The sequence below is a fragment of the Streptomyces sp. CA-251387 genome (assembly GCF_050936625.1).
Lineage (GTDB): Bacteria > Actinomycetota > Actinomycetes > Streptomycetales > Streptomycetaceae > Streptomyces.
In genome coordinates this window covers 4259510-4273769 of record NZ_JBNJMJ010000001.1, presented here as the reverse complement: position 1 = coordinate 4273769, position 14260 = coordinate 4259510, and the positions used below count along the sequence as shown (strand labels likewise).

Genomic DNA, 14260 nt, shown 5'->3' with positions numbered 1-14260 from the left:
GACACTCGGCTGAAGCCGAGCGCAGCGGCTACGCCGGGAAGCGGCGGTCGACCCATCTCCACGTGAGCTCCAGGGCGATCGCCGCCACCGCCGAGATGCCGACGGCGATCCACGGCATCGTCATCCCCACGAGCCGCAGCGCGAAGAACTCCTGCAGCCAGGGCACCACCAGCACCAGCAGGAATCCGAGGCCCATCGCGGCCACCAGCGCGAGACGCCACCACGTGTACGGCCGGGCGATGATGGCCAGGACCCACATGGAGATCAGGAACAGCGTCAGCGTCGCGACGCTCGTCTCCGCGGGCAACGTGTCCGCGCCCGTGTAGAAGTGACGGGCGATCAGATACGTCGCGAAGGTCGCCACCGCCGCCACCAGTCCGCCCGGGATCGCGTACCGCATGACCCGCCGTACGAAATGGGGTTTCGCGCGTTCCTTGTTGGGCGCGAGGGCCAGGAAGAAGGCCGGGACGCCGATCGTGAGGGTGGAGAGCAGGGTCAGGTGGCGGGGCAGGAACGGGTACTCCACCTGCCAGCACACCACCATCAGCGCCAGCAGCACCGAGTAGACCGTCTTGACGAGGAACAGGGTCGCGACCCGGGTGATGTTGCCGATCACCCGCCGCCCCTCCGCCACCACCGACGGCAGCGTCGCGAAGCTGTTGTTCAGCAGCACGATCTGCGCGACGGCCCGCGTGGCCTCCGACCCCGAGCCCATCGCCACGCCGATGTCGGCGTCCTTCAGGGCGAGGACGTCGTTCACGCCGTCGCCGGTCATCGCGACGGTGTGCCCGTGGGACTGCAGCGCGCCCACCATGTCCCGCTTCTGCTGCGGGGTGACCCGCCCGAACACCGTGGCCTCGTCGATGGCCGTCGCCATCCCGTCCCGCTCGCGGGGGAGCGTGCGGGCGTCGACCGTCGTACCGGCCAGACCCAGTTTGCCGGCGACCGCGCCGACGGACACCGCGTTGTCCCCGGAGATCACCTTGGCCCGGACGTTCTGCTCGGCGAAGTAGCGCAGGGTGTCGGCGGCATCCGGGCGCAGCCGCTGTTCCAGTACGACGAGGGCGGCGGGCTTGGCGCCCTCCGCGACCTCGGGATCGTCGAGGTCGCGGTCGGCGCGGGCGAGCAGCAGGACCCGTAGGCCCTGTTCGTTCAACCGATCGGTTTCGGCCAGGGCCGGGTCGTCGGCGGGGAGCAGTACGTCGGGGGCGCCCAGCAGCCACGTGCTGGCCTCGCCGTTGCCCTCGCTGAAGGTGGCGCCGCTGTACTTGCGGGCGGAGGAGAAGGGCAGGGACTCGGTGCAGCGCCAGTCCTCGGCGTCCGGGTAGGCGTCGATGATGGCCTGGAGGGAGGCGTTCGGGCGGGGGTCGGACTCGCCGAGGGCGCCGAGCACCTTGCGGACGTACTCCTCGTCGCTGCCACCCAGGGCCCGCAGCTCGGTGACGTCCATGCCGCCCTCGGTGAGGGTGCCGGTCTTGTCGAGGCAGACGGTGTCGACGCGCGCCAGGCCCTCGATGGCGGGGAGTTCCTGGACCAGGCACTGCTTGCGGCCGAGGCGGATGACGCCGATGGCGAAGGCGACGGAGGTGAGGAGGACGAGGCCCTCGGGGACCATGGGCACGATGCCGCCGACGGTCCGGGCGAGCGAGTCGTCGAGGTCCCTGTTCTTCACGAAGAGCTGGGTGACGATCAGGCCGAGCGCGGCCGGGATCATCATCCAGGTGACGTACTTGAGGATGGTGGAGATGCCGGAGCGCAACTCGGAGTGGACGAGGGTGAACCGGGAGGCCTCCTCGGCGAGCTGGGCGGCGTAGGCCTCCCGGCCGACCTTGGTGGCCTGGAAGGCGCCGCCACCGGCGACGACGAAACTCCCGGACAGCACCTGGTCTCCCGGCCGTTTGACGACCGGATCGGCCTCCCCGGTGAGCAGCGACTCGTCGATCTCCAGACCGTCGGCCTCGACGCACACCCCGTCCACGACGGCCTTGTCCCCTGGCCCGATCTCTATCAGGTCGTCCAGCACGATCTCGGACGTACTGACCTCGGCGGCGACCCCGTCCCGCCGGACCGTGGGCCGTGCCTCACCGATCACGGCGAGCGAGTCGAGGGTCTTCTTCGCCCGCCACTCCTGGATGATCCCGATGCCGGTGTTGGCGAGGATCACGAAGCCGAACAGGCTGTCCTGGATGGGCGCGACGAACAGCATGATCAGCCAGAGCACGCCGATGATCGCGTTGAACCGGGTGAACACGTTGGCGCGGACGATGTCGGTCATCGACCGGCTGCTGCGCACCGGAACGTCGTTGACCTGCCCGCGCGCGACCCGCTCGGCCACCTCGGCCGCGGTGAGCCCGCCCGTCGCCACCGGGGCGGGGGCGGGGTGCACAGGGTTGTCCACGTCGGCGCCCGCGTCGGTATGCGTCATGCATTCGACGGTACGTGCGGATTTACGGCTTCACCCGCCGAGTGCGCGGAAGTTCCGACTTGGGGAGGACGGCGGGTCGTGCCCTGGTTGTAGGGGGCCGGCCTCAGGACGACTGGGGTTCGCCGGTGGTTTCCCGGGTTTCCACGGGGGCGGCCGCGCGCTTGATCGCGGCGTCGCGCCTACGGACGTACCAGATGCCGATGAGCCCCAGCCCCGCGCCGGCCAGGCAGGTCCACACCCACCACGTGTGCCCGTGGTCGTCGAACCAGCCGTAGAAGGGCAGCTGAACGACGAAGAGGACGAACCAGATGATCGTGCCGCCGGTGATGGTCGCGACGACGGGCCCTTCCAGGGGCTCCGGCGCCTCGTGCTTGGGGGTCCACTTCGCCATGGAGGACAGCTTACGAGGCGCTCGGGTCTACGCGCGGAGATGGCCGATCCCGGCCTTATATGTTCATACTGAAACGGTTTGTGTCCGACTGCTTCTCTTCGTAGGAACAACCAAAAGCATGTCCACCTCGGCTCCTGCCAAGGCCCCCACCCCTGAACAGCCGGGAGCCGGGCCCGCCTACGGCGCACTCGACCGCTTCTTCAAGATCTCCGAACGCGGCAGCACCCTGCCGCGCGAAATCCGCGGCGGTTTCGCCACCTTCTTCGCGATGGCCTACATCATCGTGCTGAACCCGATCATCCTCGGCAGCGCGAAGGACGTGTACGGCCACCAGCTGGACAACGGCCAGCTGGTCACCGCGACGGCCGCCACGGCGGCGTTCACCACGCTCCTGATGGGCGTCATCGGCAACGTTCCGATCGCACTCGCCGCCGGTCTGGGCGTGAACTCGGTGGTCGCCCTCCAACTGGCGCCCCGGATGTCCTGGCCGGACGCCATGGGCATGGTGGTGCTCGCCGGCTTCGTGGTCATGCTGCTGGTCGCCACCGGCCTGCGCGAGCGCGTCATGAACGCCGTGCCCTACAGCCTGCGCAAGGCCATCTCCATCGGCATCGGCCTGTTCATCATGCTGATCGGCCTCGTCGACTCCGGCTTCGTCTCCCGCATCCCGGACGTCGCCCAGACCACCGTGCCGCTCCAGCTCGGCGGCGACGGTCACCTCAACGGCTGGCCGGTCCTGGTCTTCATCCTCGGCGCGCTGCTCACCCTCGCGCTGATCGTGCGCAAGGTCTCCGGCGCGATCCTGATCTCCATCGTCGCGATGACCGTGCTCGCCCTCGTCATCGAGGCGGTCGCGAAGGTGCCGTCCTGGGGGCTTACGACCCCGAAGTGGCCCGGCAACCCGGTCGCCAGCCCCGACTTCGGACTCCTCGGTCAGGTCAGCCTCTTCGGCGGCTTCGAGAAGGTCGGCGCGCTGACCGGCACGCTCTTCGTCTTCACGGTCCTGCTGTCCTGCTTCTTCGACGCCATGGGCACGATCATGGGCGTCAGCGACGAGGCCAAGCTGACCGACGCCCAGGGCCAGATGCCCGGCATCAACAAGGTCCTGTTCGTCGACGGCCTCGCCGTCGCCACGGGCGGCGCCAGCTCCTCCTCGGCCACGACCGCCTTCGTGGAGTCCACGGCCGGCGTCGGCGAGGGCGCCCGTACCGGGTTCGCGAACGTCGTCACCGGCGCCCTCTTCGGGGTGGCGCTGTTCCTGACGCCCATCGCCACCATGGTCCCGTCCCAGGCGGCCACCCCGGCGCTGCTCGCGGTCGGGTTCCTGATCCTGGCCAACTCGGTCAAGGAGATCGACTGGGCCGACTACACCATCGCGATCCCGGCCTTCGTGACGATGGTGATGATGCCGTTCACCTACTCGATCACCAACGGCATCGGCATGGGCTTCATCGCCTTCGCGGTGCTGCGCCTGGCCGCCGGGCGGGGCCGGGAGGTGCCGGTCGCGATGTACGTCGTGGCGGCGGTGTTCGGCTTCTACTACTTGATGCCGGCGCTGGGTCTTACGTAAGCCGTGTCACGCAAGCCGTCTCACGTGAGCCCGTAGAACTTCTCGGTCTCCTCGACGGCGGCTTGGAAGCGCTCGTCGAAGTCATCGCGGATGAGCGTCCGGACGACGTAGTCCTGGACGCTCATTCCTCTTTTCGCCGCATGCTCTCGGAGTCGTTCGAGCAGCTCATGGTCTATCCGCAGGCTGAGCACGCTGGTCCCCATGGATACGAGGGTCGCGGCACTCTTCGCTGCGGTGTGTCACGTTCCGCTGCCGGATCACCCATATGAGTGATGTGACGATTCAGTGGCCGGCGTCACGGGCATCTGTGCGCGCCCCGATGGTCTTTAGCGAGGGTAATGAGTTACGCTAAAGAACATGCCGGACCTTACCCATGGCGACGACGCTGCCGCCGTGAACTCTCTGCGCTCCGCCGTGATGCGACTGTCGCGTCGGCTCAAGCACCAGCGGGTCGACGAGTCGCTGAGCCCCACCGAGATGTCGGTGCTGGGCACCCTCTCCCTCTGCGGCAAGGCCACCCCCGGTGAGCTCGCCCGCAAGGAGCACGTCCAGCCGCCGTCGATGACGCGCATCGTCGCCCTGCTGGAGTCCAAGGGACTGGTCCGCCTGGAGCCGCACCCGGAGGACCGGCGCCAGAAGGTCGTCACGAAGACGGAGCAGGCCGAGGCGATGCTCGAGGAGAGCCGCCGCAAGCGCAACGCCTTCCTGGCCACCCTGGTCGAGGGCCTGGACGAGGACGAGTGGGCGAAACTCCGCGCCGCCGCCCCCGTGCTGGAGAAGCTCGCACACCTGTAAGCACAGTCACAAGGAGGCGAACCCTTTTGAGTACGGGACCCGGAGCAGCTTCCGCACCCGCACCAGACGCCAACGAACCCACATCCACCCTCAAGCCCGGCAAGTCCTCGATGTTCAGCTCGCTGAAGGTCAGGAACTACCGCCTGTTCTTCCTCGGCCAGGTCGTCTCCAACACCGGCACTTGGATGCAGCGCATCGCCCAGGACTGGCTGGTCCTCAGCCTCACCGGCTCCGCCACGGCCGTCGGCATCACGACGGCCCTGCAGTTCCTGCCGATGCTGCTCTTCGGCCTCTACGGCGGCGTCCTCGTCGACCGTCTGCCCAAGCGCCGTACGCTGCTCGTCACGCAGTCGTCGATGGCCGCCACCGGCATCGCGCTCGCCGTCCTCACCCTCACCGGACACGTCCAGGTCTGGCACGTGTACCTCGCCGCCTTCGCCGTCGGTCTGGCGACCGTCGTCGACAACCCGGCCCGTCAGTCGTTCGTCTCCGAGATGGTCGGCCCGGATCAGCTGCAGAACGCGGTCAGCCTGAACTCCGCGAACTTCCAGTCGGCCCGCCTGATCGGCCCCGCCGTGGCCGGCCTGATGATCACCGGTGTCGGCACGGGCTGGGCGTTCCTCGCCAACGGGCTGTCCTTCGTCGCGCCCATCACCGGTCTGCTGCTGATGCGGGCGCGTGAGCTGTACGCCGTCGAGCGCGCCCCGCGGGGGAAGGGGCAGCTGCGCGAGGGCCTGCGGTACGTGGCCGGGCGCCCGGAGCTGATCTGGACCGTCGTCCTCGCCGGGTTCGTCAGCACCTTCGGCTTCAACTTCCCCGTCTATCTGTCCGCCTTCGCCGACGACGTCTTCCACGCGGGCGCGGGTTCCTACAGCCTCTTCAACACGCTGATGGCGGTCGGCTCCCTCGCGGGCGCGCTGCTCGCGGCCCGGCGCGGTACGGCCCGGATGCGGGTGCTGGTCGCGGGGGCGGTGGCCTTCGGCGCGATGGAGATCGTGGCCGCGCTCGCCCCCTCGCTGTGGCTGTTCGCCCTGCTCATGGCGCCCATCGGCATGTTCGGCATGACGGTGAACGTCACCGCCAACAGCAGCATCCAGATGGCCACCGACCCCGTCATGCGGGGCCGGGTGATGGCGCTGTACATGATGGTCTTCATGGGCGGCGCACCGCTGGGCGCGCCGATCGCCGGCTGGATCACGGACGCGTACGGCGTCCGGGCGGGCCTGGCGGTGGGCGGTGCGATCACGGCCGCTGCCGCCGTGACGATCGCTCTGGTCCTCGCCCGCCTCGGCGGCCTGCGGCTGTCGGTCGGCTGGAACCACGGCCATCCGCAGGTGCGGTTCGTGCCGCGCGAGCGGGAGCGGCTGGCCACGGCGGCGTAGGCGCTCCGCTGGGAGGGCCGGGATGGGAAATGCCGCGATGGGGAGTGCCGCGGTGTGTCGTCGGGCGTCTGCGGCGTCGTTGTGGCTGGGCGCGCAGTTCCCCGCGCCCCTGAAGGGCGCTGCAGAACGGTGCTGACTCTGCACCGACTGCTCAGACCCTCCTGGCCAGCACCTGCCCGGGCCAGTCGGCCTTCCCCGTGTAGGTCTCGGTGCGGACGAAGCCGTTGCTCTCGTAGTAGGCGACCAGCTTGCCGTCGTCGCCCGCGTAGCAGTCGACGCGCAGCAGGGAGATGCCCGCCTGCCGGGTCACCTCGGCGGCGTGCGCCAGCAGGGTGCTGCCCACGCCGTGGCCCTTGAAGCGGCGGTCGGAGGCGAGCCAGTGGATGTACCGCTCGGGCTCACCGGGCGGCGGGAGGTGGGACAGGTAGGTGCCGGGGGCGTCGGTGAGGGTGAGGGTGCCGGCCGGCACGCCGTCGACCTCGGCGATGAACGCGCTGCCCGCCTCCATGTCCCGGGCGACCGATTCCGCCACCTTCGGGTTCTCCGACAGGGGCTTCGTCCCCCACTGCCCTGTGCGCCCCTGGCCGACCAGCCACGCCACGCAGCTGTCGAGCATGGCGAGTATCACGGGGATGTCGTCGGGTCCGCCTTCTCTGATGCTGATCGTGCTCCCGTTGTCCATGGCCTCATGATCTCCGGTACGGGGCCGCTCTGTTGACGCCGGGTCCCGTCCCGGACGAAGAGAGTTCGCCGGGTGATCCGTTCCCTGGAAAGGTGGCGTCCATGAGACTCTTCGCCGCCGTACTGCCCCCCGAGGAAGTGACCTACGAACTCGCCGCCGAAGTCGCGGCGTTGAGGAAACTGCCCGGTGCGGAAGGGCTGCGCTGGACCGGCCGCCCCGGCTGGCACTTCACCCTCGCCTTCTACGGCGAGGTCGACGACGATCTCGTCCCCGAGCTGTCGGCACGGCTGGAGCGGGCCGCTCATCGCACCGAACCCTTCCGGCTGGCGCTCCGCGGCGGCGGCCAGTTCGGGCACGGGCGGGCCCTGTGGACGGGCGCGGAGGGAGACCTGGCGACCCTGCGCCTGCTGGCGGACCGGAGCGAGTCGGCGGCGCGGAAGGCGGGGGTGCCGATGGGGGAGCATCGCCGCTACAAGGCCCACCTGACCGTGGCGAGGAGCCGGTCGGCGGTGGACGTACGGCCGTATGTCGAAGCCCTGGAGGCGTTCACCAGCCGCATCTGGACCGTGGACGAGCTGGTGCTCGTGTCCAGCAACCTGCCGAAGTCCGGGGTGGCGGGCGAGCAGCCCCGGTACGAGGCGGTCGCCCGCTGGCCGCTCGGAGGGGCCGGTTAGGCTCGTTCACGTGGACCCGAAAACCCGGAACCGGATCATGGCCGGTGCGCTTGTGTTGATGTTCGTGGTGGTGGCGGTGGCTGCGGCGCTCGGCAGGTGACCGAGCGCCACCGCCGCTCCCGCTTCCCTACCAGGCGAACGCCTCCGGCGACGGCCCCGGGCCCGGGAAGATCTCGTCCAGCCCAGCCAGCAGCTCCTCGCTCAGCTCCAGCTCGGCCGCCCGCAGCGCGGACTCCAGCTGCCCGGCGGTGCGCGGGCCGACGATCGGGCCGGTCACGCCGGGGCGGGTGAGCAGCCAGGCGAGGGCGACCTCGCCGGGCTCCAGGCCGTGCTTGTCGAGCAGGTCCTCGTACGCCTGGATCTTCGCGCGTACGGCCGGGTCGGCGAGGACCTCGGCGGCCCGCCCCGAGCTGCGCCGTCCGCCCTCGACCTCCTTCTTGATGACGCCGCCGAGCAGCCCGCCGTGCAGCGGCGACCAGGGAATGACCCCGAGCCCGTAGTCCTGCGCGGCCGGGATGACCTCCATCTCGGCGCGGCGCTCGAAGAGGTTGTAGAGGCACTGCTCGCTGACGAGGCCGATGGTGCCGCCGCGCCGGGCGGCGATCTCGTTGGCCTGGGCGATCTTGTACCCGGGGAAGTTGGAGGAGCCGACGTACAGGATCTTGCCCTGCTGGACGAGGACGTCGATGGCCTGCCAGATCTCCTCGAAGGGAGTGGCGCGGTCGATGTGGTGGAACTGGTAGACGTCGATGTAGTCGGTCTGCAGCCGCTTGAGCGACGCGTCCACGGCACGCCGGATGTTCACGGCCGACAGCTTGTCGTGGTTGGGCCACGCCGCGCCGTCCGGGCCCATGTTGCCGTACACCTTGGTGGCGAGGACGACCTTGTCGCGGTTGGCGGTGCCCTTCGCGAACCAGTTGCCGATGATCGTTTCGGTACGGCCCTTGTTCTCGCCCCAGCCGTACACGTTGGCGGTGTCGAAGAAGTTGATGCCCGCGTCCAGCGCCGCGTCCATGATCGCGTGACTGTCGGCTTCGTCGGTCTGCGGACCGAAGTTCATGGTGCCGAGGACGAGTCGGCTGACCTTGAGTCCCGTGCGTCCGAGCTGCGTGTACTCCATGGGTCTGCACGCTAACCGCGTGGAGTGCGCTCTAGGCAAGGGACCTTGACGCTGACTGCGGGTTAGTGCTTTCCTGCGGCAGTGTGATCTTGAACTTTCAATATCGATCCTGGAGGGAGAGCCCCATGCCCCCACGACCCCCGTGCGTAAGGCCCTTGTCGCTGTCCTGGCTTCCTCGGGTCTGGTGACTCTGCCCGCCTCGGCTACCAGAAGTCCGTCGCCGTCCGCGTCCTCAAGGGCGTGTTCGAGCGGGGCGACACCGAGGTCGTCGACCGCTACGTCCGCGCCGACTACATCCAGCACAACCCGCTCGCGCCGGACGGGGCGGAGACGCTGAAGAACCTGGGTGTCGCGATCCACCAGCAGTTCCCGGACGCCGAGTACGGCATCAAGCGGGTCATCTCCGAGGGCGACCTGGTGCTGGTGCACTCGAATGTGGTGCTGACGCCGGGCACGCGCGGCACGGCGGTCAACGGCAACGACATGTTCTCGACGGAGAGTTGGCCGCGGACGGAGCGGCCGGGGGCGGCCTGGCTCACGGCGTACAACAAGCAGCTGGTGACCAAGGGCTTCGACCAACTGCTCGTGCGGAAGGATCTGTCCGCCGTCGATCGGTACTGGGGCCCCGAGTACCACCAGCACAACCCGACCATCGCGGACGGAGTGGAGGGCGTGAAGGCCGGGCTGGCGGGTACTTCGAGGCGTTCCCGCAGCTGACGGTCACGCCGAAGCGGGTGATCGCCGAGGGTGACCTGGTGGCGGTGCACAGCCACTATGTGAACGCGCCGGGGGAGCGGGGGCAGGACATCGTGGATCTGTTCCGGGTGCGGAACGGGAAGATCGTGGAGCACTGGGACGTGATCCAGGACGTACCGGCGTCGTCCGCGAACGACAACACCATGTTCTAGAGCTGGGGGTTCGCGGACGACGGGCGGGGTGGGGCGGGGCGCGCCGGAGGCCGGCGCCGGGGCTCAGGCGAGGTGCCGGGCGAAGAACCGCAGCGTGCTGTCCAGCTCGAATGCCGGGATCTCCGCGTGCTTGCCGGGGTTGGCGTGCAGGGTCTTCTCGGCTGAGGCGAAGGCGTCGAACAGGGCCAGGCCCTGGGCCCGCGGCACCCGCTCGTCGTCCCACTGCAGCAGGAACTCCACCGGGCAGGTGATCCGCGAGGCGACCTCGGCCGACGCCGATACCGACGCCCCGCCCAGGCCCAGTACCGCCGCGCGCACCCGGGGTTCGGCGGCGACGAACGGAACGCCGAGTCCGCAGCCCAGGGACACGCCCCAGTAGCCGACGGGGCCGGTGCCGACGTTGTCGAGCTGCTGGACCGCGTCGAGTACCGCCCGCCATTCGGGGACGGTCTGGTGGGCAACGAGCGCCTGGAAGCCGGCGATGAGCGGAGCCAGGTCCTCCCCGGCCTCCACGCGAGCCTGGTTCTCGGTCGCGATCCGGTCGTACTCCTCGTCCTTCGGCCGGTCACCGTGGCCGGGCACATCGACCGCCACCACCGCGAAACCGCACTCGGCCACGAAGCGGCGCGCGCGGACCGCGATGCCGGGGGCCTTCTTGTGCTGACCGCCGCCGTGGCCCATGAGGATCAGCGGACGTGTACCGGTGGCGCCTTCCGGCGTCCACAGCACGCCGGGGATCTCACCGAGGGTGAAGAGCTGTTCGAAGACGCCGTCGGACGACGTCGCAGAGGTGAAGCGCATAGCGTTTCGAGCCTTTCGGGGTGCCTTACGCGGGCACTCCCGAGGCCATGCGGGGGAGGGAGGCCCGACCTGTGACAGCGTTGATCGGTCTCACCTCCTGGGTTCGATGGGGCGCACGGCGGCGCCAAAGGTACCACCGGGACAGGGAGTTGAGGGTAAACGGCCTTCTGTTTCCCGTCAGTCGCGGGGAAACTCGTCGGTCTTCAGGGTGAGTCCGAGGAGGGTGGTGGTCATGTCGACGTCGGCGCCGAAGGCGACGGACAGCTCACTGAGGTATTCGCCGTTCCTGGGCTGGGTGAAGAGGTGGCACTTGCCCTGATAGGGGTCGGCGATGAGGTAGACGGGGACCTGGGCGACGGCGTAGGCGGTCTTCTTGGGGCCGTAGTCATTGGCGGCAGTGTCCTTGGAGATGACCTCGGCCACGAACTCGACGTCCTGATAGCGCCAGCGTCCCTTGTCGTCCTTCACCGAGCGCTCGGCCACCGCCGCGACGTCACAGGCGAAGCCATTCAGGTGCCCGGGGAAGTCGATCCTCACGTCCGACGCAAGCCGTTTGCGTGAGTACGTGGTGCGCAGCTGCTCCAGGATGTCGAAGACGATTTGGAAGTGGGTATGCCGCTGCGGTGACATGAAGATGTTTCCCCCGACGATCTCAACCTTCGTTCCCTCGGGGATAGGCATCTTCTCGAGCCACTCGAACATGAGGTCCAGAGTCAGCTCGCCGCTTTCCTCGGCCATCTCGATCCTGTCTTCAAGGACGGTCATCGTGGCGCTCCTCCCCGGCTGCCCCTGTGCCGGGGCAACCGCGCAGTACAACGATACGCACAGTGACCGCGACACGGAGACGGAGCTCACATGCCGACCCCGCACACCCAGCACCTCCTCCCGCTCCTCCACCGCACCCTCGGCACCACCGTCCTCGGCATCTGCCTCCACGGCTCCGCCACCCTCTGCGGCCTGCGCCCCCACAGCGACATCGACGTCCTGGTCGTCGTGCGAGACTCCATGACGCACCCCCAACGCCGCGCCCTCGTCCAGGAGTTGCTCAAGGTGTCCGGCACGAGCGTCACCGACAGCCGCCCCGTCGAGCTCATCGTCGTCGTACAGGACGACATACGGCCCTGGCGCTACCCGCCCACCTGCGACTTCCTGTACGGCGAGTGGCTGCGGGACGACTACGAGCGGGGCCTCGTCCCCGCCCGCGAGCCCATGCCCGACCTCGCCCCTCTCCTCACCATGGCCCTGAACGGTGACGCACCCCTCTACGGCCCACCGCCCGCCGAGCTCCTCGACCCGGTCCCGCACGACGACCTCCGCCGGGCCGTCGTCGCCGGCGTCCCGCAGCTCGTCGCCGAACTGGATACCGATACCCGCAACGTCCTCCTCACCCTCGCCCGCGTCTGGACCACCCTCGCGACCGGCGCCATCCGCTCGAAGGACGCCGCCGCCGACTGGGCGCTGCCGCGGCTACCGGCAGAGCACCGGCCCGTGCTGGCACACGCGCGTGCCGTTTACCTGGGGGAGCAGACGGAGGACTGGACGAGCCTGCGGGGCGGGGTGCGGTCCTGTGCCGAGTTCCTCGTGCGGGCCATCGACGGTCACAGGCTGTAGCCGTCACATGGCGTAGCTGTCGCCCACGCCCCACGCCTGGTACATGGCGTCCGCGAAGGCCGCCGCGATCTTGCGCTCCCCGCTCGCGTTCGGGTGCGTGCCGTCGTACGTGTCGAGGTGGATGTCGTACGACGGGGGAGGGGAAGCAAGCAGGAGGGGTGAGCGTGGCTCGTCGAGGTCCGCGACCGTCTTCGCCAGCAGCTCGTTGAAGCGGGTCACCTCGGCGGCGAAGGGCGCGTCCGACGCGGCGCGGACATTCGGGATCACCGGGAGTACGACCATCCGGACGCGCGGGTTCGCCGCCCGCGCCTCGGCCACGAACCGCTGTGCGTTCTCCGCCGTCTGCTCCGCGTTCGTGTAGAAGCCCAGGTCGATCAGGCCCAGCGACACCAGCAGCACATCCGCCCGGCACGCCCGCACCGTCTCGCCGATCAGCGGCGCCATGTGCAGCCAGCCCTCGCCCCAGCCGGCGAGATGGGTCCGGGGGAAGGCCGGGTCGCAGTCGGCGGCGTACTCGTACGACGTGGGCGCGTCCGTCGCCTTGTCGTACAGCGTCTCGCGCGGGCCGACGAGGGCGAAGGGGCCGCCGTACGTCTCACGCAGGTGCTGCCACATGCGGTAGCGCCACGTGTGTTCGCCGGCGCTGCCGATGGTCATGGAGTCGCCGACGGGCATGAACCTGAGCATCCGCTCATGATGGACGATCGCTACCGGGAGGTAGGGGCGGGACGGGTGTGAAGCCTGACACGCCCCCCGAGAATTCACCCTCTGGCCAGTCGCCTGTCTCCTGCCGCCCGACCCCGCTCCGCCTCCGAATCATCGGACCGGATGGCAGGCTTGGGGGCATGCGTCGACCGCTCGCCATCCTCGCCGGAGTCCTCCTCACCGGTGCGCTCACCCTTCCCGCCTCCGCCGCCGACGGGAACGAGGACTTCACGATCAAGGACCCGCGCATCACCGAGTCCAGCGGGCTGGCCGCCTCGCGACAGCACCCGGGCATCTACTGGACTCACAACGACCAGGACAAGGGCGCCTACCTCTACGCCGTCGACAGCAGCACCGGCGAGACCGTCGCCACGATCACCCTGACCGGCGTGGGCACCCCGCGCGACGTCGAGGCGATCTCCATGGGTCCGGACAATCAGCTGTACGTCGGCGACATAGGCGACAACGACGGTGTGGAGTGGCCCTATGTGTGGGTCTACCGGCTGCCCGAGCCCACCCAGCTCAAGGATCAGACCATCCGTGCCACGCAGTACGTGGTGAAGTACTCCGACGGACCCCGCGACGCCGAGTCGCTCGTCGTGCACCCCAAGACCGGGCGCGTCTACATCATCGACAAGCAGGAGGACGGCGGGCACCTGTACGAGGGCCCGGCCGAGCTCTCCGCCTCGGGGACGAACGTGTTCAAGCCCGCCGCCCCCGTCGACCTGTGGGCCACCGACGCCGCCTTCTCGCCGGACGGCAGGACGCTTGCCGTACGCGGCTACTTCGGCGGGATCGCGTACGACTGGAACGGCGGCAGGCTCAAGCGGCTGGAGCGCATCAGCGTGCCCATCGGGCAAGGGGAGTCCGCCAGTTACTCGGCCGACGGGACCAAGCTCATGCTCGGCAGCGAGGGGGCCGGCAGCGCCGTGGTGGCGAAGGACGCTCCCGGGGATGCCGGGTCCTCCGACTCGTCTTCGGGCGGCGGGAGTTCGGCCTCCTCCGACGGTGACGGCGGCAGTGGCACGAGCGGTGACATCAAGGTCGGCGCCATCGCGGTGGTCATCGGCTGTGTCGTCGTCTACGGGCTGCGGAGGCTGCTGCGCCGGGGGTGAGTGTGCTGGTCATGGCGGTGCAAGTGCCGTGTACGCGCGAACACATGTAGTCCATGCGGTCCATGTATGGTGCCGCCACAT

Annotated in this window: 16 protein-coding genes; 8 read left to right on the top strand and 8 right to left on the bottom strand. The window is 69.3% G+C overall.

The annotated features are described in order from the left end of the window. Positions 1-28 precede the first annotated feature (28 nt). Together ACQEV2_RS18910 and ACQEV2_RS18905 are read right to left on the bottom strand one after the other, a co-directional pair. On the bottom strand, positions 29-2425 hold the full coding sequence (locus ACQEV2_RS18910; protein WP_433042499.1) for a cation-translocating P-type ATPase: 2397 nt from the start codon (positions 2423-2425) through the stop codon (positions 29-31). Positions 2426-2528: 103 nt separating this feature from the next. After that, positions 2529-2816, bottom strand: a complete 288-nt coding sequence (locus ACQEV2_RS18905) for a DUF2530 domain-containing protein (RefSeq protein WP_433042496.1) — start codon at positions 2814-2816, stop codon at positions 2529-2531. A 118-nt stretch (positions 2817-2934) separates the two neighbouring features. Between ACQEV2_RS18905 and ACQEV2_RS18900 the strand changes: the two genes are divergently transcribed. Beyond that, positions 2935-4386 carry an NCS2 family permease gene (locus ACQEV2_RS18900; protein WP_433042493.1) on the top strand — a complete coding sequence of 484 codons (1452 nt, stop codon included), beginning with the start codon at positions 2935-2937 and terminating at the stop codon, positions 4384-4386. A gap of 20 nt (positions 4387-4406) precedes the next feature. Here the strand turns inward: ACQEV2_RS18900 and ACQEV2_RS18895 are convergent, their stop codons facing one another. After that, positions 4407-4589, bottom strand: a complete 183-nt coding sequence (locus ACQEV2_RS18895; protein WP_031478835.1) for a ribbon-helix-helix protein, CopG family — start codon at positions 4587-4589, stop codon at positions 4407-4409. Positions 4590-4743: 154 nt separating this feature from the next. On the opposite strand from ACQEV2_RS18895, the gene ACQEV2_RS18890 reads away from it, so the two are divergent. Together ACQEV2_RS18890 and ACQEV2_RS18885 are read left to right on the top strand one after the other, a co-directional pair. After that, positions 4744-5181: a MarR family winged helix-turn-helix transcriptional regulator gene (locus ACQEV2_RS18890; RefSeq protein WP_433042488.1), complete on the top strand. Its 438-nt coding sequence runs from the start codon at positions 4744-4746 to the stop codon at positions 5179-5181. A 26-nt stretch (positions 5182-5207) separates the two neighbouring features. Next, positions 5208-6563, top strand: a complete 1356-nt coding sequence (locus ACQEV2_RS18885) for an MFS transporter (protein WP_433042485.1) — start codon at positions 5208-5210, stop codon at positions 6561-6563. 151 nt (positions 6564-6714) lie between these two features. Here the strand turns inward: ACQEV2_RS18885 and ACQEV2_RS18880 are convergent, their stop codons facing one another. Beyond that, a complete protein-coding gene (locus ACQEV2_RS18880; RefSeq protein ID WP_433042482.1) occupies positions 6715-7245 on the bottom strand; it encodes a GNAT family N-acetyltransferase in 531 nt (176 codons plus the stop codon). A 101-nt stretch (positions 7246-7346) separates the two neighbouring features. Between ACQEV2_RS18880 and thpR the strand changes: the two genes are divergently transcribed. Next, positions 7347-7919 (top strand): RNA 2',3'-cyclic phosphodiesterase, encoded by a 573-nt coding sequence (thpR, locus tag ACQEV2_RS18875; RefSeq protein WP_433042479.1) that lies wholly within the window; start codon positions 7347-7349, stop codon positions 7917-7919. 127 nt (positions 7920-8046) lie between these two features. On the opposite strand, the gene ACQEV2_RS18870 is transcribed toward thpR, so the two are convergent. Next, positions 8047-9039, bottom strand: a complete 993-nt coding sequence (locus tag ACQEV2_RS18870) for an aldo/keto reductase (protein WP_433042476.1) — start codon at positions 9037-9039, stop codon at positions 8047-8049. Between the two features lie 240 nt (positions 9040-9279). Between ACQEV2_RS18870 and ACQEV2_RS18865 the strand changes: the two genes are divergently transcribed. Both ACQEV2_RS18865 and ACQEV2_RS18860 read left to right on the top strand, forming a co-directional pair. Next, positions 9280-9756 (top strand): nuclear transport factor 2 family protein, encoded by a 477-nt coding sequence (locus tag ACQEV2_RS18865; protein ID WP_433042473.1) that lies wholly within the window; start codon positions 9280-9282, stop codon positions 9754-9756. Beyond that, the gene (locus tag ACQEV2_RS18860; RefSeq protein ID WP_433054574.1) at positions 9657-9947 is read left to right on the top strand and encodes a nuclear transport factor 2 family protein; all 291 of its coding nucleotides are present in this window, start codon (positions 9657-9659) and stop codon (positions 9945-9947) included. Before ACQEV2_RS18865 ends, ACQEV2_RS18860 begins: the two co-directional genes overlap by 100 nt. Positions 9948-10010: 63 nt before the next feature. Here the strand turns inward: ACQEV2_RS18860 and ACQEV2_RS18855 are convergent, their stop codons facing one another. Further along, complete coding sequence (locus tag ACQEV2_RS18855; protein WP_433042470.1) at positions 10011-10748, bottom strand: dienelactone hydrolase family protein; 738 nt, start codon at positions 10746-10748, stop codon at positions 10011-10013. 177 nt (positions 10749-10925) lie between these two features. Next, complete coding sequence (locus tag ACQEV2_RS18850) at positions 10926-11513, bottom strand: Uma2 family endonuclease (RefSeq protein WP_433042467.1); 588 nt, start codon at positions 11511-11513, stop codon at positions 10926-10928. Positions 11514-11603: 90 nt separating this feature from the next. On the opposite strand from ACQEV2_RS18850, the gene ACQEV2_RS18845 reads away from it, so the two are divergent. Next, entirely contained in the window at positions 11604-12359 is a 756-nt protein-coding gene (locus ACQEV2_RS18845) for an aminoglycoside adenylyltransferase family protein (protein ID WP_433042464.1), read from the top strand. A 3-nt stretch (positions 12360-12362) separates the two neighbouring features. Here ACQEV2_RS18845 and ACQEV2_RS18840 read toward each other — a convergent pair whose 3' ends face one another. Next, the gene (locus ACQEV2_RS18840; protein WP_433042461.1) at positions 12363-13046 is read right to left on the bottom strand and encodes an SGNH/GDSL hydrolase family protein; all 684 of its coding nucleotides are present in this window, start codon (positions 13044-13046) and stop codon (positions 12363-12365) included. 158 nt (positions 13047-13204) lie between these two features. Here ACQEV2_RS18840 and ACQEV2_RS18835 point away from each other — a divergent pair, with 158 nt between their 5' ends. Next, positions 13205-14179: a WD40 repeat domain-containing protein gene (locus ACQEV2_RS18835; RefSeq protein ID WP_433042458.1), complete on the top strand. Its 975-nt coding sequence runs from the start codon at positions 13205-13207 to the stop codon at positions 14177-14179. The last annotated feature ends 81 nt before the right edge of the window (positions 14180-14260 follow it).